22 protein-coding genes are annotated in these 23527 nt (G+C 54.2%); 16 read left to right on the top strand and 6 right to left on the bottom strand.

All coding sequences use genetic code 11. From position 1 onward, the window contains the following. Window positions 1-366: 366 nt before the first annotated feature. Window positions 367-981 carry a hypothetical protein gene (locus JL719_RS06870; RefSeq protein WP_033157898.1) on the bottom strand — a complete coding sequence of 205 codons (615 nt, stop codon included), beginning with the start codon at window positions 979-981 and terminating at the stop codon, window positions 367-369. Window positions 982-1981: 1000 nt separating this feature from the next. Here JL719_RS06870 and JL719_RS06865 point away from each other — a divergent pair. Both JL719_RS06865 and JL719_RS06860 read left to right on the top strand, forming a co-directional pair. Next, a complete protein-coding gene (locus JL719_RS06865) occupies window positions 1982-2536 on the top strand; it encodes a hypothetical protein (RefSeq protein ID WP_033157900.1) in 555 nt (184 codons plus the stop codon). A gap of 11 nt (window positions 2537-2547) precedes the next feature. Next, window positions 2548-4323 carry a bifunctional metallophosphatase/5'-nucleotidase gene (locus tag JL719_RS06860; RefSeq protein WP_033157901.1) on the top strand — a complete coding sequence of 592 codons (1776 nt, stop codon included), beginning with the start codon at window positions 2548-2550 and terminating at the stop codon, window positions 4321-4323. A 91-nt stretch (window positions 4324-4414) separates the two neighbouring features. On the opposite strand, the gene JL719_RS06855 is transcribed toward JL719_RS06860, so the two are convergent. From JL719_RS06855 to JL719_RS06845, 3 genes are all read right to left on the bottom strand, one after another. Further along, complete coding sequence (locus JL719_RS06855) at window positions 4415-5158, bottom strand: hypothetical protein (RefSeq protein WP_033157902.1); 744 nt, start codon at window positions 5156-5158, stop codon at window positions 4415-4417. Window positions 5159-5417: 259 nt separating this feature from the next. Then, window positions 5418-7031 (bottom strand): alkaline phosphatase, encoded by a 1614-nt coding sequence (locus JL719_RS06850; protein ID WP_033157903.1) that lies wholly within the window; start codon window positions 7029-7031, stop codon window positions 5418-5420. Window positions 7032-7250: 219 nt separating this feature from the next. After that, window positions 7251-8891 carry a choice-of-anchor I family protein gene (locus JL719_RS06845; RefSeq protein ID WP_033157904.1) on the bottom strand — a complete coding sequence of 547 codons (1641 nt, stop codon included), beginning with the start codon at window positions 8889-8891 and terminating at the stop codon, window positions 7251-7253. 189 nt (window positions 8892-9080) lie between these two features. On the opposite strand from JL719_RS06845, the gene JL719_RS06840 reads away from it, so the two are divergent. The 14 genes from JL719_RS06840 (at window position 9081) to JL719_RS06775 (ending at window position 20952) form a co-directional block, all read left to right on the top strand. Then, window positions 9081-9440: an ArsR/SmtB family transcription factor gene (locus tag JL719_RS06840; protein ID WP_033157905.1), complete on the top strand. Its 360-nt coding sequence runs from the start codon at window positions 9081-9083 to the stop codon at window positions 9438-9440. After that, window positions 9437-9916 (top strand): arsenate reductase ArsC, encoded by a 480-nt coding sequence (locus JL719_RS06835; RefSeq protein ID WP_033157906.1) that lies wholly within the window; start codon window positions 9437-9439, stop codon window positions 9914-9916. Before JL719_RS06840 ends, JL719_RS06835 begins: the two co-directional genes overlap by 4 nt. Window positions 9917-9934: 18 nt before the next feature. Next, window positions 9935-10291 carry an arsenite efflux transporter metallochaperone ArsD gene (arsD, locus tag JL719_RS06830; RefSeq protein WP_033157907.1) on the top strand — a complete coding sequence of 119 codons (357 nt, stop codon included), beginning with the start codon at window positions 9935-9937 and terminating at the stop codon, window positions 10289-10291. 17 nt (window positions 10292-10308) lie between these two features. Beyond that, window positions 10309-12120 carry an arsenical pump-driving ATPase gene (arsA, locus tag JL719_RS06825; protein ID WP_051670218.1) on the top strand — a complete coding sequence of 604 codons (1812 nt, stop codon included), beginning with the start codon at window positions 10309-10311 and terminating at the stop codon, window positions 12118-12120. A gap of 138 nt (window positions 12121-12258) precedes the next feature. After that, window positions 12259-12705 (top strand): ArsI/CadI family heavy metal resistance metalloenzyme, encoded by a 447-nt coding sequence (locus JL719_RS06820; RefSeq protein ID WP_033157908.1) that lies wholly within the window; start codon window positions 12259-12261, stop codon window positions 12703-12705. 21 nt (window positions 12706-12726) lie between these two features. Beyond that, on the top strand, window positions 12727-13779 hold the full coding sequence (arsB, locus tag JL719_RS06815; RefSeq protein WP_033157909.1) for an ACR3 family arsenite efflux transporter: 1053 nt from the start codon (window positions 12727-12729) through the stop codon (window positions 13777-13779). Between the two features lie 64 nt (window positions 13780-13843). Then, window positions 13844-14050 (top strand): hypothetical protein, encoded by a 207-nt coding sequence (locus JL719_RS06810; protein WP_033157910.1) that lies wholly within the window; start codon window positions 13844-13846, stop codon window positions 14048-14050. Window positions 14051-14206: 156 nt separating this feature from the next. Next, window positions 14207-14470, top strand: a complete 264-nt coding sequence (locus JL719_RS06805; protein WP_033157911.1) for a hypothetical protein — start codon at window positions 14207-14209, stop codon at window positions 14468-14470. Between the two features lie 331 nt (window positions 14471-14801). Then, window positions 14802-16583, top strand: a complete 1782-nt coding sequence (locus JL719_RS06800; RefSeq protein ID WP_033157912.1) for an NAD(P)H-dependent oxidoreductase subunit E — start codon at window positions 14802-14804, stop codon at window positions 16581-16583. Between the two features lies 1 nt (window position 16584). After that, a complete protein-coding gene (locus JL719_RS06795; protein WP_033157913.1) occupies window positions 16585-17424 on the top strand; it encodes a 2Fe-2S iron-sulfur cluster-binding protein in 840 nt (279 codons plus the stop codon). After that, window positions 17414-17953 (top strand): NADH-quinone oxidoreductase subunit B family protein, encoded by a 540-nt coding sequence (locus JL719_RS06790; RefSeq protein WP_033157914.1) that lies wholly within the window; start codon window positions 17414-17416, stop codon window positions 17951-17953. The genes JL719_RS06795 and JL719_RS06790 overlap by 11 nt, the downstream gene beginning before the upstream one ends. Before the next feature lie 12 nt (window positions 17954-17965). Continuing rightward, complete coding sequence (locus tag JL719_RS06785) at window positions 17966-19477, top strand: Ni/Fe hydrogenase subunit alpha (RefSeq protein ID WP_033157915.1); 1512 nt, start codon at window positions 17966-17968, stop codon at window positions 19475-19477. Then, window positions 19474-19974, top strand: coding sequence for a hydrogenase maturation protease (locus JL719_RS06780; RefSeq protein WP_033157916.1), 501 nt, complete (start codon window positions 19474-19476; stop codon window positions 19972-19974). The genes JL719_RS06785 and JL719_RS06780 overlap by 4 nt, the downstream gene beginning before the upstream one ends. A 327-nt stretch (window positions 19975-20301) precedes the next feature. Next, complete coding sequence (locus tag JL719_RS06775) at window positions 20302-20952, top strand: hypothetical protein (protein WP_033157917.1); 651 nt, start codon at window positions 20302-20304, stop codon at window positions 20950-20952. A 314-nt stretch (window positions 20953-21266) separates the two neighbouring features. Here the strand turns inward: JL719_RS06775 and eutC are convergent, their stop codons facing one another. Both eutC and JL719_RS06765 read right to left on the bottom strand, forming a co-directional pair. Beyond that, window positions 21267-22043, bottom strand: coding sequence for an ethanolamine ammonia-lyase subunit EutC (eutC, locus tag JL719_RS06770; RefSeq protein ID WP_033157918.1), 777 nt, complete (start codon window positions 22041-22043; stop codon window positions 21267-21269). A 2-nt stretch (window positions 22044-22045) separates the two neighbouring features. Further along, the gene (locus JL719_RS06765) at window positions 22046-23428 is read right to left on the bottom strand and encodes an ethanolamine ammonia-lyase subunit EutB (protein ID WP_033157919.1); all 1383 of its coding nucleotides are present in this window, start codon (window positions 23426-23428) and stop codon (window positions 22046-22048) included. Window positions 23429-23527: the final 99 nt, after the last annotated feature.

Below are 23527 nucleotides of genomic sequence, written 5' to 3'. Positions count from 1 at the left end.
TGCAGTACGCTGGAAACAGCAGGCGGTCGCGGGTTTTCCCGTCAAATCGATTAATGTTAAAAACAGCGGATTCAAACCCGAAGGAGTGGACCGCTTAGCAGCGTTTTATCTCAAATCAGGAAATTTTGTTTTACCTACACGTTTACCATTCATTTCGAAAACACACGTGTCATTCAAAAAAATATTTATCGCGTTCACCCTGCTTTTTAATCCGGGGGAGAAAGCCACTCCCAAAATCTATTGAAAAATCAAAAAACATGGGCAACGCTTTTCTGCCCACCGTCAGCGGTGTATATTTAATACCGCGTGGGCACAAAAACCGTGCCCACCCACCAGACTGCCGCAAACTACGGACTGTTACCCGGCCTACAGAACTTTTTCAATGACAGGTTGTGTTTCATATAATATTACTTTAAATTCTTCACCATACATTGACTTATATTTGAATTCGAAATTCAACGCCGTCCGCATTAATCTATCGACATTTTGATGCCACAAGGGATTGTCTGTAGGGCTCGTAAAATTCATTAAATCGTATTTCTTATTTATAGGTAAATTACTGTTCTTTAGCAGAAAAAAAGGAGTATATGTAACGCCGCTTTCTCTGCACAGTCTTTTTAATTCGGATTGCATTTCATTATTCGCAAAAAGTCCTTTTTGGCTATGAATGGTCAATATTATTTCATCTAATATAGCGGGACCAAGGCCATGATTAACTATTCCAAAACAGATTGAACCATTATCGGGATCTATTGTTTTCTCGAATTGAACTTTTGGCCTTACTGACAACATATTATGTTCTCGGCTTATTTTTGCTTGCCAGTAAGTAGCAAGAAATGCACAAAATCCTACAGCTGCTGCGGATGCCGCCGCCGCATCGAAAAATGCAAAACATAACAACAAAATAAATGTTACTGTTATTGATAATTCTGAATTGTTAGTGAACCATTCTTGCGCTTTTAAGAATGAGTTTTTAATCATAATTGATATCCCTTTATTGGTGACTGTTTTCTGGATGGAAGGCCGTAAGGCGCAATTCGTAGGGCGTCAATAGGCGCAGTCGTATTGCGCCGCATGTTGGCCTTAAAGCATTCGGCGCATTACGCTATCGCTAATGCGCCCTACCAAACTGCGCGAATATTAGCTGGGTTTCAAACTTCACGGCGGGGTTTTCTCCCGTATGTCGCGCCGAGCACCGGAGGGTTTGAACGGATCAAGGCCGTAAGGCGCAATTCGTAGGGCGTCAATAGGCGCAGCCGTATTGCGCCGTATGTTGGCCTTAAATCATTCGGCGCATGACGCTATCGCTAATGCGCCCTACAAAACTGCGCAAATATTAGCTGGATTTCAAACTTCGCGGCGGGGTTTTCTCCCGTATGCCGCGCCGAGCACCGAAGGGTTTGAACGGATTCGCCCGTCAGGGGCGCCGCAGGGATGCGGCGCGTTGCATGCAGGGGCTGGGAAGCCCCTTCAGGCAACCCCGTTCAAACCCGAGGAGCACAGGGAAAAAGCGGCATCCGGGCCGCCTTTCTTTTGGATACTTTTCTTTGGCGGAGCAAAGAAAAGTATCTCGCCTGTCGGTGCGAGAACCGACTTTAAAACAATCGACGCGATAGCGACACGAATCCTACTAATCCAGCTTCGAACCGTAACTTCGGAGTTATTTTGTCCAACAGCCGAGCTCTGAGCTCAAACAGTCGAAAACCAAGCCGGACTAACGACATCCCGAAATACCTCATTCCGCGAATTTCATCGATTGCCTTCTAGCCACCCAAGCTAGAGTCAGCGCCCGAATAAAACCCGCAACACCCGTGTATTACATTTCACGAAATCTTCATTTAGCAATCACAAGTTCATCACAAAATTTCCTTAGGCTGTACTTGCTTTACCCATAGCGATGGAAATTTCTCAACCCCAAATGAACGAGCAGCCAGTGACTTATAACAAAAACCCACTCGCTGTCTTTATCGGAGCGCTCTAAATGATTAAACAATCTGTTCTTGCCGTGGCCTTGCTGTCGGCAATTTCTACGCAAGCCGAGGCGATTACCCTTAATGCCGACGGCGCTTGGCATGCGTTCGACGTAGACAATTCTGTGTCTAATTCCGGTGGTCTGGAATGGATAGACCTGGATAACAATGCGTTGAGCTTTGACTTTACCTTAACCGGATCGGCTATTTTGCGCGTAGTCGATGCCGGCTTTGCGGGTGACAGATTCAGAATTTTTAACACTAGCAGCGTACTTGGTGAGACCTCGGCTGCCGTTAACAATTACCCCACTTCTGTATACAGCGATTTTGATTTGGCTTACGCCAACTCAGCCTACAGCCGCGGCGAATTTTTGCTGGGTGCCGGTAGTTATCAAATCAGCGGTCTGCTGACCCAATCCGCTCTGGACGATACCTCCACCGAGCTTAACGCCACCGTAGGCGCAGTCAGCCTGACCGCAGTGCCGCTGCCTGCCGCCGCAGGCCTGTATGCCGCCGGCGCCGGCCTGCTGGGCCTGGTCTCTCGTCGCCGCCAATCCACTAAATAAGGATTAAACCAATGAAATTAAACAAACTTGCCATAGGCATTGCCTTGGGTTTGGGCACATTGGGCGCGGCCAACGCCGTGACCACCATCCCCACCACCACGATTAAAATCGTCGCGTTCAACGACTTTCACGGCCAACTGGAATCCCCAGGCACGTTCCGGCAAACGCCCAGCAGCGCGGCATCCACCAATATTCCGGTCGGCGGCGTGGATTGGATGGCCGGCTATATCAACGAATTGAAAAACCAAAACCCGAGCACTGTCGTGGTATCGGCAGGCGACATCATCGGCGCCACGCCGCTGGTTTCGGCACTGTTTCACGATGAACCGACCATTGAAACGATGAACCGTCTGGGCCTGGAATTCAACGCGGTTGGCAATCACGAGTTCGACGAAGGCAAGACTGAATTAAAACGCATGCAAAACGGCGGCTGTCATCCGACCGACCCTAACTCCTGCCAAGGCGCTTCAGTTGGCACGCCGGTGCCGTTTGAAGGCGCTGATTTCAAATTTCTGGCTGCTAATGTGGTCGAAACTGCCTCTGGCAAAACCTTGTTTCCGCAATACGCGATCAAAGTCATCGGCGGCGTGCGGGTCGGCTTTATCGGCATGACCTTAAAAGAAACCCCCACCATCGTCACCCCCACCGGCGTGGCTGGCCTGCAATTTAAGGACGAAGCAGCAACCGTGAATGCGTTGATTCCGAAATTGCGGGCGCGCGGTGTGGAAGCGGTGGTGGTGTTGATTCACCAAGGCGGCACGATACCGGTCACCCAAAGCAAATCTACCATCAACAACTGCGATGGCGGTTTGGACGGTTCGCCGATTAAAACCATCGTCAACCAATTGGACGACGAAGTGGATTTGGTGATTTCCGGCCACACGCATCAAGCCTATAACTGCCAAATCGCCAACAAAGCCGGCCGCTTGATTTCGGTGACCAGCGCCAATTCGCAAGGCCGAGTTTTGACTGATATTGATGTGGCCATCAGCACCATTAACGGCGAAGTCAGCAGCGTCAGCGCCGAGAACATCGTCGTTGATCGTAGCAACACCGCCATCACCCCCAACGCGGCGATTAAATCCATCGTCGATAATTACAAAGCCCTGTCCACGCCCATCGCGAATCGGGTGATAGGCAATATCAGCGCAGCGATCACCCGAACCTCCACCGCGGCCGGCGAATCCGCCTTGGGCGACGTGATTGCCGATGCGCAATTGCTGGCCACCCAAAACGTCGGCTTCGGCGAAGCAGTGGTGTCATTCATGAACCCCGGCGGCATCCGCGCCGATTTGACCTTTCCGTCCAGCACTGCTGCTGAAGGCGACGGCAAGGTCACTTACGCGGAAGCGTTTACCGTGCAACCGTTCGGCAACACCTTGGTGACGCTGACCTTGACCGGCGCGCAAATCCACACCCTGCTGGAGCAACAATTCACCGGTTGCACAGTCGGCTATCCGGCCGGTGCACCAGTTGCGGGCCAAGCTTTCAACCGTATCATGCAAGTGTCTAATGGCTTTAGTTACGAGTGGAAAGAAAAAGGCACGGCTTGCGATAACGTCGATCCAGCCAGTATCAAGATCAACGGTGTCGTAGTCGACCCAGCCGCCAGCTATCGGGTTACCGTGAATAACTTCATGGCCGACGGTGGCGATCAATACTATGTGTTGACGCAAGGCACTAACCGTCTGGGCGGTGCGTTGGATCTGGATGCGCTGGAAAACTACTTCACCGTCAACGGTACAGTAGCCCCAGGCCCGCAAAACCGGATTTTGCCGGCTCCGTAAGTTTTAGGGATTAGTTGTAAGCTCTGTAGTGGTACTCGGGCCCGCTGGTACGCGATACAGCGGGCTTTTTTTTGCCTGACGGTTCTAGCGCTTAATGATGATGCTCATGCCCCATTTGCGCTTGTACTTTGATGACGAACGGATCGGATTCCTTGTCGCCCAAATCGGCGAAATCGATCACATCGTAGCTGTCAATGGGGGTCGGTTGCCAGGGCGCGGCGTTTAAAGAATAAGCCTGCAACAGTTCGGTACGCTCGGAAAACTCGCCATGCCGGCGTTCGATCAAGGCCGGTAACGCGACGTCCAGACGCATCACCACATGCCATTCGGTATCCGCGACTTTGCCTTGATATTCGCGGGTCGGGATGCCGTCGGCCCATTCGATGTCTTCGGCAGTCAATTTTTCCAGCAGTTGGCTATCCAGCAGCAACGCCAATTTTTGCCAGGACGGCGTGATATCCAGCATCCGCAAATCGCCGGCCTGAAATTCGATTGCCCGCCGGTCTTGGTGATACAGCTTACGGTGAATCAGCTCTTGGCCGTCACGCTGCCAAAGTTCGCCTACGCCCAGTTGCGGCCGTTCTATTGTGATCTGCCGGCTATCGCGCCAGAAGCGCCAACTCACTTCTGCCGGCAATGCCTGGTGCTCGTCGTGTTCGTGCTCTGCGCCGGTGCGGGTGGTGACGAACTCGGCGGCCACGGCGGGCAAGTTTGCCGAAGACAAATCGGTGATGTTAGCGGCATGCTTGGCCGATGCATGGCTGCAAGCCGCCAAAACGACTAATAAATTGAGACCAAGCAGTTTGGGTAAAAATTTGAAATGGGTGTTGAACATGGATCCTGTACTTTAGCGGTATTCAAAAAAATGTAATTATTCAGTGAATTGCAAAACTCTGACAATCGCCGAGAAATTGCTCCCTCTTCTGATGGAGAGGGTTGGGGAGAGGAGAATTAAACTAGCAAAATACTTTGTTTTCATCCCCTCACCCTACCCTCTCCCGCTGGAGAGGGATTCTTGTACTTCGCAGTGAATAATTACAAAAAATCAGGGACGGCTGGCGTCCCTGATTCGCTTTCGGGAAAAGGCTTACGGATTATTTACGCATGCCTAGCGCATCAGCCATTACATGATAAATCACGTTTTGTTCCAGGGTACCACGGACCAAATAAGCGCCAGGGCCATCGGCATAGATCGCCACGTCTTCGCCGGCGTGGGTTTCCGCACTCATCGGTACTGTAGCTTCCTGCATGTAGTTCGGGTTGGCTGTATCAACCGCTGTCAAATCAGGACGCAATTTGCTGCCAGCATAAGCAGCGGCCACGGTGCCTTCGTTGGCTGGATTAAATTCCTTGCGTTGCAAGCCGCCGGTCCAACCCGGACCGTTAGCATACGACAAGGTGGTGTAAGGCAAACCCAAAGAATCCTTCAGGGTAACGCCGTCCACGGCGGTTTGGCCCAGGATAGGATTACCGCGCGAAGGATAACCGGCGATGGTGAATACATGACTATGATCGGCAGTAACCAAGATCAATGTATCTTCGTCGCGGGTCAGTTGTTTGGCTTTTTTCACCGCATCCGACAACGCCACGGTATCGGTCAGCGCCCGGTAGGCATTGCCGGCATGGTGAGCATGGTCTATCCGGCCGGCTTCCACCATCAGGTAATAACCTTTGCGGTTTTTTTCCAGAATTTTGATGGCTTTTTCGGTCATCTCGGTCAAGGACGGTTCGCCGGCTGCGTCTTGCGCGCGGTCGGCTTCATAGCGCATATGCGAACGTTCGAACAAACCCAACAAATGATCGGTAGACGCTGGATTTACCGCGTCGAATTGCGCTTTGTTCCAGACGTAGTCGGAATTATTGTATTGCGAAGTCCATTCCAAGGTCAGATCGCGGCCATCGGCACGGCGGCCTTTTTGGGTGGGGTATTCAGGGTCGGCAATGTTATTAGGCATGAAATAGCTGCGGCCACCGCCCAATGCCACTTCCAGACCGTCGCCGTAAGGAAATTCCAGCAACTGGCGGGCAATATCCTTCACAGTGGCGCCGGCAGGCAGATTGCTGTCCGCTTCCCAATCGCGGTTGGAAATATGTGCGTAATTCACGGCGGGCGTGGCGTGGGTAAAACGGGCGGTTGTGACGACACCGGTGGACATGCCGCGTTCCTCGGCGCGTTCCAGGATGGTTTTGACACTGTGTGCCGCGGTGACTTCCGCGCTTTTTTCGGTGCGTGAAATACCTTGCTCGACGGAAATAGCGCCGTCATTGGCTTTAATACCGGCGACCATGGCGGTGGCGGTAGGCGCGGAATCCGACGTTTGCTGGTTGGCGCTGGCAGTAACCGAGTGAGCGATATTGTTGAATTTTTCAAATTGCAGACGGTTGAATTCGCCGTCGCGTCCGGCCATTTGGCCTTCCAAAATCCGCGCAGCGGTGACCGTAGATACACCCATGCCGTCGCCGACGAACAAGATAACGTTTTTGGCTTTGCGTAATTCTGCTACGTCTCGCTTATTGACCAATACCGCAGCTTCTCCGGCTTTGAACCATTCAACGCCGGATGTCGGTACTTGGCTGGTTGGCGTAGGTTTATGAGAATCCTGATGATCGCGGTCGGCATGGTCATGGGCGACTGCGGCTACCGACAAGGTAAAACCGAAGGCGCCGACAGCGACTGCCACCAATTTTTGTGGATGTGTTTTTTTCATGTGTTGCCCCGAGAACGGTTTATGGAGCGGCAACATTAGCGATTGAATATGACAAGCTCATTACGGGATAAAACATGAAAAGCCAGCTTAGCCGATAAAGCTCGGCTAACCTGCCTTATTGCCCCGACGCTATTTCACATGGGTACACCGTTCGGGCTGAGCCCTTCGGCTGCGCTCAGGACGAACGGTATTTAAGGGCCGGGTTAATCACTGCGGATCTTAATGTTTACGGCCGCGTTTCATCCATATCAAACCCACCAGCGCGGAACCGAACAACCAAACCGCGCCCGGCACCGGCACGGCAGACACTTTGTACAGCGAAGTGGTTTCGCTTACCTCGTTGGCCACCGCCAGATAACTGCCTTGGGCATTGCTGAAGAAACTCAACCCCTCGGGACCGATGTCGCCGCCGGTGAACAACATGTCCAAAAACGTCGGACTGTTCAGGTCGGTCAAATCCCAAACCATCACCGCATTGGAACGCTCCAAACCCAGGAACAACAAGTCACGGCCGTCCACTTTACCCACCACCGCAGTTTCCGGCTCAGGACCTTTGTTGTCGCTACGGCCATCGTCCCATAAGGCTGCGAAAGCCGCGTTACCAGGGTTCGCCGCAATCAACGCTTTGATGGTTTGTTCCAGTTTGTCGCCGGAATCAAACACCATGCTGCCATTGGCATCCAGAATCGAGAACGAGCGGGCGCCGAAGACTTGTAATTGATCCAAGTCGCCATCGTTGTCCAAATCGCCGCTTGTGGAAACCGTCAGTCGATTCAGCTTGTCATTGTTCGTAGCCCAATCAGGGCCATGCAAGGCTGTCATAGTGGCATTCAAGACGGGATCGATAGTCGCTGCGCCCACCCGCACTTCTTCTGCACCGCCCGGCCAATCCTCGCGAGAATCGCCTTCGTTGGCGGTCACGTAATATTGATTGCCGTCTTTGCTAAAGCTGGCGATGCCGTCGGGCATATACATACCCATCACATTCCAATTCTGGATATTGCCTTTCAGAGCCGCAGTGCCGGGACCGTCGCGATCAGAGACATCCAGACCGTTACCGGCTAAATTGTGATCCTTCAAACCCATGGACTTTATGTCGGTGACTGTGGCGCTGGCAATATCAATGACCGCAACCGAATTGGCTTCTTGCAGCGTCGCAAAAGCTTTGCTGCCATCTTGGCTAACCGCAATGTATTCCGGTTCCAAATCTTGCGCGACGCTGGCGTTCGGGCCGGTCAGACGCACGCCGCTGGCTTTCAAAGCCTCCGCCGCATCATTGAAAGCAGAAAATCCTGCCGTTTGGACGGCAAAGGTGTTGGTGTTGATAATACTCACCGAGCCTTCCGGATCGCCGCTTGGCCCCATCAAATAGCTGCTGGGTTCGCCTTCGTTAGCCACCAGCAAGCGGCTGCCGTCGGGCGTGTAAGTCACTGCGTCAGGGTTGGCACCCACGGTGACACTTTGCTGCAATGTGTAGTCAGCCGCATTGTAGAAACGCACCAAACCCGCATCGGTTTTAGTGGGCGCAGTCAAAGCAATGGCCGCTTGGCCGTTTTTCACCGCCACGCTGTTGATTCCGCCGAGCGCGCTCGTGGAAATGCTTTGCAGCAAATTACCGTTCATATCCAGCACATCAATGCCGCCTTGGCCGATATTGGCCTGATTGGCATCGGTTCCCGCTACCCACAAGCGGTTGTTAACCGCATCGAAAGAGACGATTTCCGAACCCATGGCACTGGAACCATTCGCTGCAGTGTGATTGAAGGTCCATTGACGCGACCATTGAAAATCCCCCGCAGCGCTGGCATTGGGAGAGGCCAGCACAGCAGCGACGGCGGCGGCGATTGAAGTGAGTTTCATAAAAATGCTCCTGAGGCACTATTCGTTTGGTGTTTGAAGAAAGGATGTCTGAGTTCCAGCGCACCGACAGCGTCGGAACGGTAGTCTTGCGAATGGTAAATAGCCTTTATGACAGTAGCGTTACGCGACAGCCGCATCGCAAACGCCCGGAAAATTGACTTGATTCCATATTTCAATTATTGTTGAAATATGGAAAATAAAACTGCTGTGATCGCACTGGCCGCATTGGCCCAAGAATCCCGTCTGGCAATTTACCGCGCGCTGGTGCAAGCCGGCCCGGCAGGTTTGGCCGCCGGAAAAATCAGTGAAGCCACCGGTATTGCTCCGTCTTCCCTGTCGTTTCATTTGAAGGAATTGACTTACGCCAACCTGGTGAACTCGCGCAACGAGAGCCGCTTTGTGATTTATACGGCCAATTTTTCCGCGATGAACGATCTGTTGGCTTTCCTGACTGAGAACTGTTGCGACGGCCATCCCTGTCTATCGCTCTCAGCCTGTTCCACCAATAACGAATCTTTACCCTCAACCCCGACCGACACTCCATCATGAACGTATTGTTTTTGTGTACCGGCAATTCCTGCCGTTCCGTCCTTGGCGAAGCCACTTTCAATCATTTGGCACCGGCCGGCTGGCGTGGCCTGAGCGCCGGCAGCAAACCCACCGGCAAGATCCACCCGCGATCATTGGCTTTGCTGGCCAGAGAAGGCATATCCACCGAGGGTTATTACAGCAAATCCTGGAATGGCCTACCGATGACGCCCGACATCGTGCTGAGTGTGTGCGGCAATGCCGCCAACGAAACCTGCCCCGCCTACTTGGGCCCAGTCATGCGCAGCCATTGGGGCGTTGAAGATCCGGCTCACGTCGAGGGTACCGACGAGGAAATCGACGCGGCCTTCATGGTCGCGTATCGGATTCTGCGCCATCGCATCGAGCAGTTTTTTGCTTTACCGTTGGAAGAGTTAAAAAACGATCCCGAGCGTCTGAAAGCCGAACTGGATCGCATCGGCACCTTGTTGCCTTAGTTGTTAAGGAGTTTCCTTATGACCAGTATTCAAATATTTGATCCTGCATTGTGTTGCAGCACCGGCGTTTGCGGTGTGGAAGTCGATCAGCAGTTAGTGGGTTTTGCCGCCGATGTCGATTGGGCCAAACAAAACGGCGCGGACATTGAGCGCTTTAATCTGGCGCAAACCCCGTTGGCGTTTGCCGAAAACCCGGTGGTTAAGGCGTTTTTGGAGCGTTCCGGCGCCGATGCCCTACCGTTGATTTTGGTGGATGGTGAAGTCGCCTTGGCCGGCCGCTATCCGAATCGAACCGAATTGGCGCGTTGGGCGGCAATTAGCGTAGCGGAACAGCCAAGCCCGTCCGGCTGTTGCAGCGGCAGCAGCTGTTGTTAACTTCAACCGATAGAGCCGTGAACAGCGATTGCAAATTCCTCGACCAAGCGCCGCGCTTTCTGTTTTTTACCGGCAAAGGCGGCGTGGGCAAGACTTCTATCGCGTGCGCCTCGGCCTTAGAGTTGGCGGATGCCGGCAAACAGGTGTTGTTGGTGAGCACCGATCCGGCCTCAAATGTCGGCCAGGTATTTGGTATCGACATCGGCAATCAGATCACCGCCATACCGGCCGTGTCCGGCCTGGCGGCTTTGGAAATCGATCCACAAGCGGCAGCGCAAGCCTATCGCGACCGTATCGTCGGCCCGGTGCGCGGCGTGTTGCCGGACAGCATCGTTAAAGGCATAGAAGAACAATTGTCCGGGGCCTGTACCACGGAAATTGCGGCATTCGACGAATTCACCGCACTATTAGTCAACTCTGATTTGACCGCCGGCTACGACCATATCGTGTTCGACACCGCCCCGACCGGCCACACCATTCGTCTGCTGCAACTGCCCGGCGCCTGGAGCGGTTTTCTGGAACAAGGCAAAGGCGATGCCTCTTGCCTGGGCCCCTTGGCTGGTTTGGAAAAACAGCGTAGCCAATATAAAGCTGCTCTGGACGCATTGGCCGATCCGCAACGCAGCCGTTTGATCCTGGTCGCTCGCGCCCAAGCATCGACCTTGCGCGAAGTGGCACGTACCCATGAAGAGTTAAACACCATCGGCTTGTCGCAACAATATCTGGTTGTTAACGGTATTTTGCCGGAAAGCGAAACCGCGCAAGACCCACTCGCCAGCGCGATCTACCAGCGCGAGCAAAATGCCTTAACCGATATACCGGCGGCGGTGAGTGGCTTACCGACAGATTGCATTGAATTAAAGCCCTTCAATCTGGTTGGACTGATGGCTCTTAGGCAATTGCTGAGCAAATCCACGCCGCTCTCCACATCTGACAATGAAGTGATACCAGCCATACCCGCAGCCAATCTCTCAACACTTGTGGACGAGATTGCCGCCGATGGTCATGGCTTGGTGATGCTGATGGGCAAAGGCGGCGTCGGTAAAACCACCCTGGCCGCCGCGCTGGCCGTGGAACTGGCGCGGCGCGGTTTGCCGGTGCATCTGACCACCTCCGACCCAGCCGCCAATTTAACGGACACGCTAAACGGCGCTTTGCCTGAACTGGCAGTCAGCAAAATAGATCCGCATGCTGAAACCGAACGCTACCGTCAGCATGTGCTGTCCACAAAAGGCGCCAAACTGGATGAACAAGGCCGCGCCTTGCTGGAAGAAGACCTGCGCTCGCCGTGTACCGAAGAAATTGCCGTATTCCAAGCCTTTTCCCGCATCATCCGCGAAGCCGGCAAGAAATTCGTGGTGATGGATACCGCCCCTACCGGCCATACCCTGCTGCTCTTGGACGCCACCGGCGCTTACCATCGCGAGGTGGCGCGGCAGATGGGCGATTCCAAGCAGCATTTCACCACGCCGATGATGCAGTTGCAAAACCCGCACCAAACCAAGGTGCTGATCGTCACTTTAGCGGAAACCACGCCAGTATTGGAAGCCGCTCATCTGCAAAACGATCTGCGCCGGGCCGGTATCGAGCCCTGGGCCTGGGTGATTAATAACAGCGTGGCGGCGACCACCGTGCATTCGGCGCTGTTACGCCAACGCGCGGCCAATGAATTGCCGGAAATTGCCGAGGTAGCGGATCGGCACGCCCAGCGTTATGCGCTCGTGCCCTTGTTGCGAGAAGAACCGACGGGTGTGGAACGCTTGCTGGCATTAGCTGGCGGCCAAAGTCCTTCTCCTTTAGTACCTACGGATCATAAAGGAGAAGGTTGAGATGAGGGGATTAAAATCAGTTATTTACATTGCTCACCCTAGCCCTCTCCCTGAGGGAGAGGGAATTTTCAGAGGTCCCCACTAAACAATGCTAGCTAATCTCTAATCTCATTCACTCTTTACCCCGGAGCAAACGCGATGAAACGCCTGCATATCCATCTCGCCGTCGATGATCTGGCAAAAAATATCGACTTTTACAGTGCACTGTTTCAAAGCGCACCGAGCGTGCGCGAAGCCGATTACGCCAAGTGGCTATTGGACGATCCGCGCGTCAATTTCGCGATTTCCAGTCGCGGCCGCCAGCCGGGGTTGGATCATTTGGGCATACAAGTCGAATCGGGTGAGGAGTTGGAAGCGGTCGAACAAAATCTGGCCGCCGCCGAGTTGCCGGTCGCGGCGCAAAAACAAGCCAACTGTTGCTATGCCCAGTCCGACAAATACTGGACCGTCGATCCGCAAGGCATCGCCTGGGAAGCCTTCCACTCCTTGCAAACTATTCCCTTATTTGGCGACGATCAAGTGTTGCAACTTGAACCCGCCAGCAGTTGCTGCAAACCACCGGCAGCCGATAACGCTGCACAGTAAATAGCTGACTTGGAGATTTAAATGAGCACCCCGCATTGCCCCAACGCCCGTTTATCCTTTCTCGACCGTTTCCTGACCCTGTGGATTTTCATCGCCATGGCGATTGGGGTCGGCATCGGTTTTATGTTTCCCACGGAAGTAACTGGCTTTAACACGGCGGTATCGGTCGACACCACCAATATTCCCATCGCCATCGGCTTGATCGTGATGATGTATCCACCGCTGGCCAAAGTCCGTTACGAAGAACTCGGCGACGTATTCCGCAACTGGCGAATATTGGCGGTGTCCTTGCTGCAAAACTGGCTGCTCGGACCGCTGTTGATGTTTGTATTGGCTATCGTGTTTCTGCGCGATTATCCCGAATACATGGTGGGCCTGATCCTGATCGGCCTAGCGCGCTGTATCGCGATGGTCATCGTCTGGAACGAATTGGCCAACGGCGATAATGAATACGCGGCGGGCTTGGTGGCATTTAACAGCGTATTCCAGGTCTTGTTTTACAGCGTCTATGCCTGGTTGTTCATCACCGTACTGCCGCCCTTGTTCGGCATGCAAGGTAGTCTGGTTGATATTACGATTGGCGAAATCGCCAAGAGCGTATTCATCTATCTGGGCATTCCATTTATCGCCGGCTTTAGCACGCGCTTTCTATTGGTCAAAGCCAAAGGCAAGGATTGGTATCACCAGCATTTCGTCCCGAAAATCAGCCCACTGACCTTGATCGCCCTGCTGTTTACCATCGTGGTGATGTTCTCGCTGAAAGGCGACTTAATCGTGCAATTGCCGCTGAACGTGGTGCGGATTGCGATACCGCTGTTGATTTATTTTGTGGTGATGTTTTTACTGAGCTTTTGGCTGGGTAAAGCCATCGGCGCCGGTTACGGCAAAACCACCACACTGGCGTTTACCGCCGCCAGCAATAATTTTGAGTTGGCGATTGCGGTGGCGGTGGCGGTGTTTGGTATTAACAGCGGCGCGGCGTTTGCCGCGGTGATTGGACCCTTGATCGAAGTGCCGGTGATGATCGCCTTGGTCAATGTGGCTTTCTTTTTCCGTAAACAGGGGATGATTTAAAAATAGCAAAACGTTTACCCAACGACTGCATTACCCCTCTTTAACCTTACAAAGGAATACCCTCATGGCTACTGATAAATCGAAAAACGATAGAAAGAAAATTGCGGTGGAAGAACCCACTTACGACCAACTGAAAAACTTTTCCCGCTTTAACGGCTTAAAAACCCGTACGGTGGTGGCGTGTATGGTGAATATCATGCTGCAAGATGAAGTGTTAAGCCGCCGTGTCGTCGAGCAGTGCCTGGCTGCCGACTCAGAGGAAGCCAATTAGTGTCAGCCGGATCAAAATCGCCAACAATTTTAAGCGGCGTTGATTGAAGTCAAAGCTATCAGAACAAGCCTGTTTGATAATTCAGCCGGACATGTTCAATCGCACATGCCAACGCGGTTTTTTTGGATTCATCAGCGATTAAGTCAGGTTATGACTATGGACAATGACATTTTAATCGATCAAGCCCGGCAGCTTTATGCGGCATTGCATGCCAGACAGATTGGGCTGTTGGCTCCCAACCTTACGGCATTGGATCGCCTGGAGCGTTTGATTTTCAGTGCCTATGGCCGTTACCAGCGCCGCTTGAACCGTTGCGCACTTTGTTACCAAACCCGCAAGCATGACTGTGAGCGGGAGCCCGGTAAAAAGCGTATTTCTTGCCAACGCCGCAACCCCTTCGCCGCTGTTGCCCGGTTTTAACCGGCAATATTTTGCTGTCCACGCCTGGCTTATTTGTTTAGTATTGCGCCATGGATGACGGCGAATTTGCACAGCTTCCGTGGCGGTATCGATAGGCATCGCGCGCTTGAGTTGTCTGCATTGACGCTTGGAGAGACCGGGCAGACACTTTCAGTTGGCAAGCGGAATGTATCGCCGCCGACAAGGCGTCTTTTGGAGGCGCCCCGCCAAATAACTGCCAGTGAACGATTTGAAAAATCTAGCTCCAAATTAAGAACAGCGTGTAGATGGCCTATGATTTTTCAATTGCAATGGAACGCGACGATTCAACCTAACTGCCCAGAACTCGACGATGAATAGTTTTATTCGATCCGTACTTGCAGAGGCGGACTATAAACCGGAAGGGCTCTTGCAGATGCTAAGAGCCGTGCAGGCGCAGTACCTGCATATTCCCCAGGCGGCTATCGAACAATTGGCCGCTGCTTTGCATATTCCCCGTACCCAGATTATTGCCGTCGCGGAATTCTATAGTTTCCTGCACCTGACGCCGCAAGGCCGTTACGACATTCATATCAGCGACTCGATTACCGACCGAATGCTAGGCAAGGAAAAACTGCTGAATTACCTGGCGGAAAAATTGCGGGTCAAAGTGGGTGAAGTCCGCGCGGACGGCCTGGTCAGTTTGAATAATACCTCCTGCACCGGCATGTGCGACCAAGGCCCGGCCGGTTTGGTTAACGGCTATGCGTTGACCCGTCTGGACCCTGCCAGAATCGATGTCATCGCCAAACTGATCGAACAACAAGCGCCGTTAAGCGATTGGCCGCCGGAGTTCTTTGCGGTGGAAGAGCCGCTCCGCAAACCCGGCCTATTGCTCAACCAGCCATTCGAAAATGGCGCGGCGATAAGGGCGACCTTTGCCCGCGGCCTGACGGAAACCCTGGCGGAAGTGGACAGCTCCAATCTGCGCGGCCGCGGAGGTGCGGGCTTTAAAACCGCGTTGAAATGGCGGACTTGTGCTCAACAAACTGTCACGCCACACTACGTCATTTGTAACGCCGACGAGGGCGAACCGGGTACATTTAAAGACCGGATGCTGCTCGATCTGTATGCCGACCAAGTCTTTGAAGGCATGACCTTGTGCGCGGCGATTATTGGTTCGGATCAGGGCTTGCTGTATCTGCGCGCCGAGTATTTATTCCTCTACGAGCAATTGCAGCGGGTGTTAAAGCGCCGCCGCGATAGCGGTTTGCTGGGGCGCAATATTCTCGGTCACGAAGGCTTTGATTTTGACATCGAAATCCGCATGGGCGCCGGTGCCTATATTTGCGGCGAGGCATCCGCGCAAATCGAGTCCTTGGAAGGCAAGCCCGGCATACCTCGGGTTAAGCCACCCAACTCGGTGATCTGCGGCTATCAACGCAAACCCACCGTGGTGGACAACGTCGAGACTTTTTTTGCTGCCACCCACATCGCCATACAAGGCGGGCAATGGTTTGCGGAAGTCGGCACCCCGCAATCCACCGGCAGCAAACTGCTCAGCATCAGCGGCGACTGCGCACGACCAGGCATTTACGAATACCCGTTCGGCACATCAATTGAAGAGATTTTGCGGGACTGCGGCGCGGACGACGTGATGGGTGTGCAAGTCGGCGGGCCGTCCGGCACCTTTATTTCCAACCGGGAATTGCAACGGCGCATAGCCTTCGAGGACCTATCCACCGCCGGCTCGTTTATGGTGTTCAACAACAGCCGCAATATTTTCGACATCGTGCAAAACTTTACCGATTTCTTTGCCCATGAAAGCTGCGGCTTTTGCACGCCCTGTCGGGTCGGCACCACACTGTTGAAAAATCAGCTGCGGAAAATTGTCGAAGGCAACGGCGCTGCGGTCGACCTGGAAGAACTCAACGAGATATGCCTGGTCGTCAAAAACAACAGCCATTGCGGTTTGGGGGATTCGGCCGCCAATCCGATTCTAAGTACCCTGGCCAGCTATCCGGAGCTGTATCTTAAGCAATTAAAGCAGAGCAGTTTTACCCCGGGTTTTGACTTGGACGCCACCCTGGCCGTGGCCCGCCGTATGGCACAGCGCGACGACGACGCAGCGCATTTATCGCAAGTGGAGAATTGAGATGAGCGGCACTCTTTGCATCGACGGCATCGCCGTTCCGTTCAGCGACGGCCAAACTATTATCGAAGCAGCCCGCACAGCCGGCGTGTACATTCCTTATCTGTGCCACCGGCCGGGTTACGCCCCTTACGGCAGTTGCAAACTCTGTACGGTTAAAGTCAACGGCCGCACCAATACCGCCTGCACCCTGCCGGCCGCCGACGGCCAAACCGTCATCAGCAACAGCCCCGACCTGCAACACGACCGCCAGCGCATCACGCAGATGCTGTTCGTGGAAGGCAACCATTTCTGTCCTTCTTGCGAAAAATCCGGCAATTGCCAGTTACAGGCCGTGGCCTACCTTCAGAACATGCTGGACAACCATTACCCGCATTTTTATGCCCAGCGGGAAATGGACGCCTCGCACCCGGATATCTTGATCGACCACGACCGCTGCATTTTCTGCAACCTGTGCGTGCGCGCCAGCAAGGAAAAAGACGGCAAAGAGGTATTCGGCATCGCCGGGCGCGGCATCAACAAACGCCTAATCGTCAACTCGCCTAGCGGCAAGCTGAAAGACAGCGAGATTAGTGTCGACGACGAGGCCGCCCATGTCTGCCCGACCGGCGCGATTCTGGTCAAACGCAGCGCCTATCTGGCACCGATTGGTGAACGCATCTACGACGGGCATCCCATCAGCGAAGTCGCCTGCGAAAAATCGGTTATCAAAGCCGGCGAGGCCCGCGGCTACCCAAGCTGCGACCCGACCAAACTGGCGGAGTCAGCTCAGCAGAACGGTGGCCCGGACTCCCACTACGCGGCGACCATGCCGCCAGCTCCGGACATCAAACATGGCCGCTAAGATTAAAATCGCCACCACCTCGCTGGCCGGCTGCTTTGGCTGCCATATGTCGTTTCTGGATATAGACGAGCGCTTACTGAAACTGGCCGACATCGTCGAATTCGACCGTTCGCCACTCACCGACATCGAGCACTGCGGCCCGTGCGACATCGGCCTGATCGAAGGCGGGGTGTGCAATTCCGAAAACGTGCATGTGCTGCGCGAGTTTCGCGCTAACTGCAAAATTCTGATCGCCGTCGGCGCTTGCGCCATCAACGGCGGCTTGCCGGCGCTGCGCAATTTTTTCAAACTGGAAGACTGCCTGCTGGAAGCCTATCAGGACGGTATCGGCGTGGACAATCCGCAGATACCCAGCGACCCGGAATTGCCTTTGCTGCTGGACAAGGTACGACCGGTCCACGAGATCGTCAAAATCGATTATTTTATGCCCGGCTGTCCGCCGTCCGCCGATGTGTTTTGGCACTACCTCAGCGCATTGATCGAAGGCCGCGACCCGACTTTACCTTACGAATTAGTCCATTACGACTAACGGAGGAGCCCCGTGTACGAATATCTTGAAACCGCCGATCCGGCCTTGGTCGAGTCAGGCAAGTTAAAACGGGTCGCCGTCGATCCGGTATCCCGCGTGGAAGGCCACGGCAAAGTCACGCTGCTGCTCGACGAAAACAATCAAGTCCAGCAAGCCCGCCTGCACATCGTCGAATTTCGCGGCTTCGAAAAATTCATCCAAGGCCGTCCTTACTGGGAACTACCGGTGATGGTGCAGCGCTTGTGCGGCATCTGCCCGGTCAGTCATCATCTGGCCGCCGCCAAGGCCATCGACCAGTTAGTCGGCGTCGATCCGGCCAATCTGCCGCCGGCTGCAGATAAATTACGGCGCTTGCTGCATTTCGGCCAGGTCTTGCAATCGCATGCCTTGCATTTTTTCCACCTGTCCAGCCCGGATTTGCTGTTCGGTTTCGAAAGCGAGATCGGCAAACGCAACATCGTCGCCGTGTTGGCGAATTATCCGGATATTGGCCTGCAAGGCGTAAAACTGCGCAAATACGGCCAGGAAGTGATCCGCATGGTCTGCGGCAAGCGCATCCACGGCACCGGCGCGATACCGGGCGGCATGAACAAAGCGCTGAGCAAAGATGAGCGCGATTATCTCAAACAAGACATCGGCCAAATCGTGAGTTGGGCGCAAGGCGCTTTGCAACTGGTCACAAAAGTCCACACCGCCAACCTGCCCTATTACGACGACTTTGCCACCATCCGCAGCAACTACCTGAGTTTGACCAAGCCTGACGGTGCGCTGGAGCTTTATCACGGCGGGATTAGGGTGAAGAACCCGCTAGGCGACACCCTCGTGGATCATTACGATTACTGCGACTATCCGGACTTGATCCGAGAAGAAGTCCGTTCTTGGACTTATATGAAATTCCCCTACCTGACGGCGCAGGGTAAAGCCGATGGCTGGTATCGGGTGGGACCGTTGGCGCGGGTCAACAATTGCGATTTTATCGACACACCACTGGCGGAAGCCGCGCGCGTCGAATTCAAGCAGCACGGCGGCGGCGCGATGGTACACAGCACGCTGGCTTTTCACTGGACGCGGATGATCGAATTGCTGCATTGCGCGGAAAGCATCCAAATCCTGCTGGACGATCCGGACCTGCTGAGTAACGATCTGCTTGCCAAAGGCGAAAAACGCTACGAAGGCATAGGCGTGATCGAAGCGCCGCGCGGCACGCTGTTTCATCATTATCAAATCGACGAAAACGACATCGTCACCAAAGCCAATCTGATCGTCTCCACCACCAGCAACAACACGGCGATGAACGAGTCGGTGCGGCAAGTCGCGGCGGAATATCTGTCGGGGCGCGAATTGACCGAACCCTTGCTGAATAATCTGGAAGTGGCGATTCGCGCCTACGACCCTTGCCTGTCCTGCGCCACGCATGCGGTCGGCAAAATGCCCTTGCAGTTGGAATTGGTCGACGCGGACGGCAAGTTGGTGGATAAACTGGTGCGACACAGCAGCGGCGAATTCATTCACGGTAGCGAATGACAAAACCCATCCTGGTGTTTGGTTACGGCAATCCCAGCCGTGGCGACGATGCCGTTGGTCCTTTGCTGTTGGATTATCTCGCCGAGCATCTGGACCTCAGCAATATCGAATTGCTCAGCGATTTTCAGTTACAAATCGAGCACGCTTTGGATATACAAGACCGCGAATGGGTAGTGTTTGTCGATGCAGCCGTAGATTGCCCGGACAGCTTTACCTTTACCCCGTTAACCCCAGCCCAAGACCACAGTTACTCCAGCCATGCGCTGAGCCCAGCCGCGCTGCTGTCAGTCTATGCAGCCGTCGGCAAACAAGCACCGCCACCCTGCTATTTATTAAGCATTCAAGCTGAAGCCTTCGAACTGGGCAGCGGGTTAAGCGAACGCTGCGCGGCTAATTTAATAGAGGCTTGTCGGTTTATAACCGAGTTTCTGAAACAAAGGCCGTCTCGCGAGTTACCCTCTGTTGCAAAGCGGGGAATAAACAGCTCCAACGCTTAACTTATAGACATCGAAGGTTGTAACTACCGGCAGCGGCTCTATGGCAATCGGTCCATTCGCTATCACCGAACACGTAAAAAAACGGCTGTTTCGAATCGTTAAATTGCTGCAAGCGCAATGGGAACAGCTCGTCCTTACAAGGTAGGCTCCGAATCTGTTTAATCGTGGACTTTTAGAGATCCCCATAAACCATTCGGGTTTCAACTATACTTACGAGACAACGCCGAGAACGCAATACCGGGTGTGAGGCCCGCCCGTTTGCCCACCGGGACAGCGGAGAGCGGGGCGCTTGCAATTGCCAAGAATCAAACTCTAGAGGGTGCAACCATGCTGGTGGACGAAGGCGAAAAAATCAAGGTTCTAGTCAGAGAGTTCTTTAAAAAAGGCCATAAATCCAGTAACAAGCTTTACGACGTGGACCTTGCCGGGCATGCCGTTCTAGTGAGTATGAGCGCAAAAGGCAAGACCCGATATCAGCAAGCGCGCGAGTCTGGCAAACACAGGCTCAACGGCAGCACATCGCACTTGGACTTGGCCGAGAAATTGGTCAAGATGACTATTGCGGATCGATCAGGCAACTGCGAAGAGATGGCAGTCTTGAGCGCTTATTACGCTAAGAAAATCTACAATATCAAGCGCGACTTACTCTATATCTGCTACGTTCACGACAAAGGCGACCACGCCTTTTGCCTGGTTTCCCAGGAAGCAATCCCCGATTCGGCGCAAGACTATGCTTCGATGGCCGATTTCACCAAACGCAAGATCGCCCAATCCTGGCTAATCATCGACCCCTGGCTGAATACCGTTTGCTACGCATCCAACTACCTGACCAAAAGCGGCGAGAAACTTGAGAAATGGGCCTCGGAAGGCAAGCGCGTGGCTTGGATGAACGGCTCTCAAGGCCCCGGTTGGTACGTGCCAAACGGCGAATACAAGACCGAGTTCGGCAAAGCACCGGTGTTTTTGGACCCTTTCTAGCCGCCCGCTCCAACTGCAATAGCGGCCAATTGCATTGCGACGAAAGCGCAGGTTCAGCGAGCTATGGCAGCCCAATCGGCCAATCATCTCTCCGGCCATCATTGATCAAGTCTCGTCAAGTCGCGGGCTTGCGCCGAAATCAACACGTTATTGAGCTGCATCACCGGTCCTAAATCGGTTTAATTCGGCGGCATGCGACATGAAAGCGGCCATAAAATCTTCCGCCGATTCGAACAGAAAATGGCACATTGTGTCGATTGTCAGGATGAGGGAGCAGCTGCCGAGCCACTTTTGCCTTGGCGTAATCAACTGGTTCAGAGTTTGTTTAACAACTCCGCGCTGCCAATCTCGGTAAGCCACTGCGCCGGCATATCGTCTTTCAACGCTACCCCCGAAAAACCCAGTTGCAGCGCCTGCTTGCTCAAATAAACCAGTTTGGCAGCCGCGGCGCTGTAGCTCAGGCCGGCGGGCGGGCGAATGTTGGAGATGCAGTTGCGTTCGGCGTCGGTGTTGCCGACTTGCGGGGCGTAGGTCAGGTAAATCCCCAGGCTGTCTGCGGCGCTTAGACCGGGCCGCTCGCCGACGATGATGACAACCAGGCGCGCGTTCAATAATCCACCGATTTCGTCGGCCAAGGCCACCCGGCCATTGGGCACCAAACACACCGGCCCCAACCGCAGCTTGGCGGCCCGGTAAGCAGCAACGATGACGCTGAGCAAGGGCAAGCCGTGCGCATCCAGTGCCGCGGATGACAAGCCATTGCTGACAATCAAGGCGACGTCGATTGCGGATTGCTTGCGCGCCGTCAGTTGTTCCCGGCTGTCCGGTGCCAGGCAACGCCCCCAATCGGGACGTTGCAGATACTGGGCGCGGCCGGCTACCGGCGTGGCAAGTACCAGCGGCTCCAAATCCAAGCTTTCCAAGCCTTTGGCCAATGCCGCCACATCCCAAGCCTGATGCACCGCATCGCGCGCGGCCGCGTGGGTCAATTGAAACTCCAATAGGGCTGCCGTCGGCAAGCTGCAACCGGCGCGGCCTTGGGCAATTCTGGCCTGGGTAAATTGCCGTAAGCTAATCCACGGATCGTTCATCGTTAAGCCCGCGGCAAGCCATGAAAGTTGGCCAGCAATGGTGTGGTGTTGCGCGCCTCGGCCAAGCGGTTTTGACTATCGAAAATACCCATCCGCTGCAACCAGACCTCGAACTCCGGCGCCGGCCGCAAGCCCAATACTTGCCGGAGATACAAGGCATCGTGAAACGAGGTACTTTGGTACGCCAGCATCACGTCGTCGGCACCTGGTATGCCCATGATGAAGTTGCAGCCGGCCACGCCCAGCAGAGTCAGCAACGTATCCATATCGTTTTGATCGGCCTCGGCATGATTGGTGTAACAAATATCGCAGCCCATCGGAAGACCCAGCAGCTTGCCGCAAAAGTGGTCTTCCAGACCTGCGCGGATGATTTGCTTACCATCGAATAAATACTCCGGGCCGATGAAGCCGACTACGGTGTTCACCAGCAACGGATCGAACTCCCTGGCTACCGCATAAGCCCGCGCCTCGCAGGTTTGCGCATCGATACCGTGATGCGCATTGGCGGATAAAGCACTGCCCTGCCCGGTTTCAAAATACATCAACTGCTGGCCGGCACTCGCACGGCCCAAGTTTTCCGCCATGGCCTTCGCTTCGCACAGCATTGCCAGGTCGATACCGAAACTGCGATTGGCCGCTTCGGTGCCGGCGATGGATTGAAACAGCAAATCCAGCGGCGCACCGCGGCGCATCAACTCCATGCTGGTAGTCACGTGGGCTAGTACGCAAGACTGGGTGGGAATTTGGTATTGCGCAATGATTTCGTCCAGCAAATTCAACAAGCTGTGGACGTTGTGCAGATTGTCGGTGGCGGGATTGATGCCAATCACCGCATCGCCGCTGCCGTAAAGCAAGCCATCCAAAATACTTGCCGCAATGCCGCGCGGATCGTCGGTTGGATGATTGGGTTGCAGGCGGGTAGATAAGCGGCCCGGCAAGCCGATCGTGCTGCGAAAGCGGGTAACCACGCGGCAACGGCGCGCCACGGCAATCAAATCCTGGTTACGCATGATTTTGCTGACCGCGGCCACCATTTCCGGCATCAGCCCGGCCGAGATTGCTGCCACATCACTCTGCTCGGTTAACAGCCAATCGCGAAACTCGCCCACACTTAAACTCGCAATCGGCGCAAACGCTTGCGGATCATGGCGCTCCAGAATCAAGCGCGAGACTTCATCCAGTTCCGGCGCAATCAAAGGCTCTTCGATAAACCGCCTTAAGGGTACGTCGGCCAAAACTCGCTGAGCAACAGCCCGCTCCACTTCGGAATCCGCCGCCAAACCGGCCAATTCATCCGCTGCCCGGCGCGGCGTAGCCTTGGCCAGCAAGGTACGCAAATCGCGAAAATGGAAGCTTTTGCCGTGTGCGGTTGCGGAGTAAGTCATCAGTCGGGCAGCTTACGATAGGGTAAAACTCGAGAATACGACAAGTTTGTGACTATTATGTGACATAGTCGGCAGCAGACCTTTAGTTACAATCGAGTC

This window comes from Methylomonas sp. LW13 (genome assembly GCF_016865255.1).
In the GTDB taxonomy this organism is placed as follows: Bacteria; Pseudomonadota; Gammaproteobacteria; order Methylococcales; family Methylomonadaceae; genus Methylomonas.
This window is presented reverse-complemented; position numbering and strand designations above follow the sequence as displayed.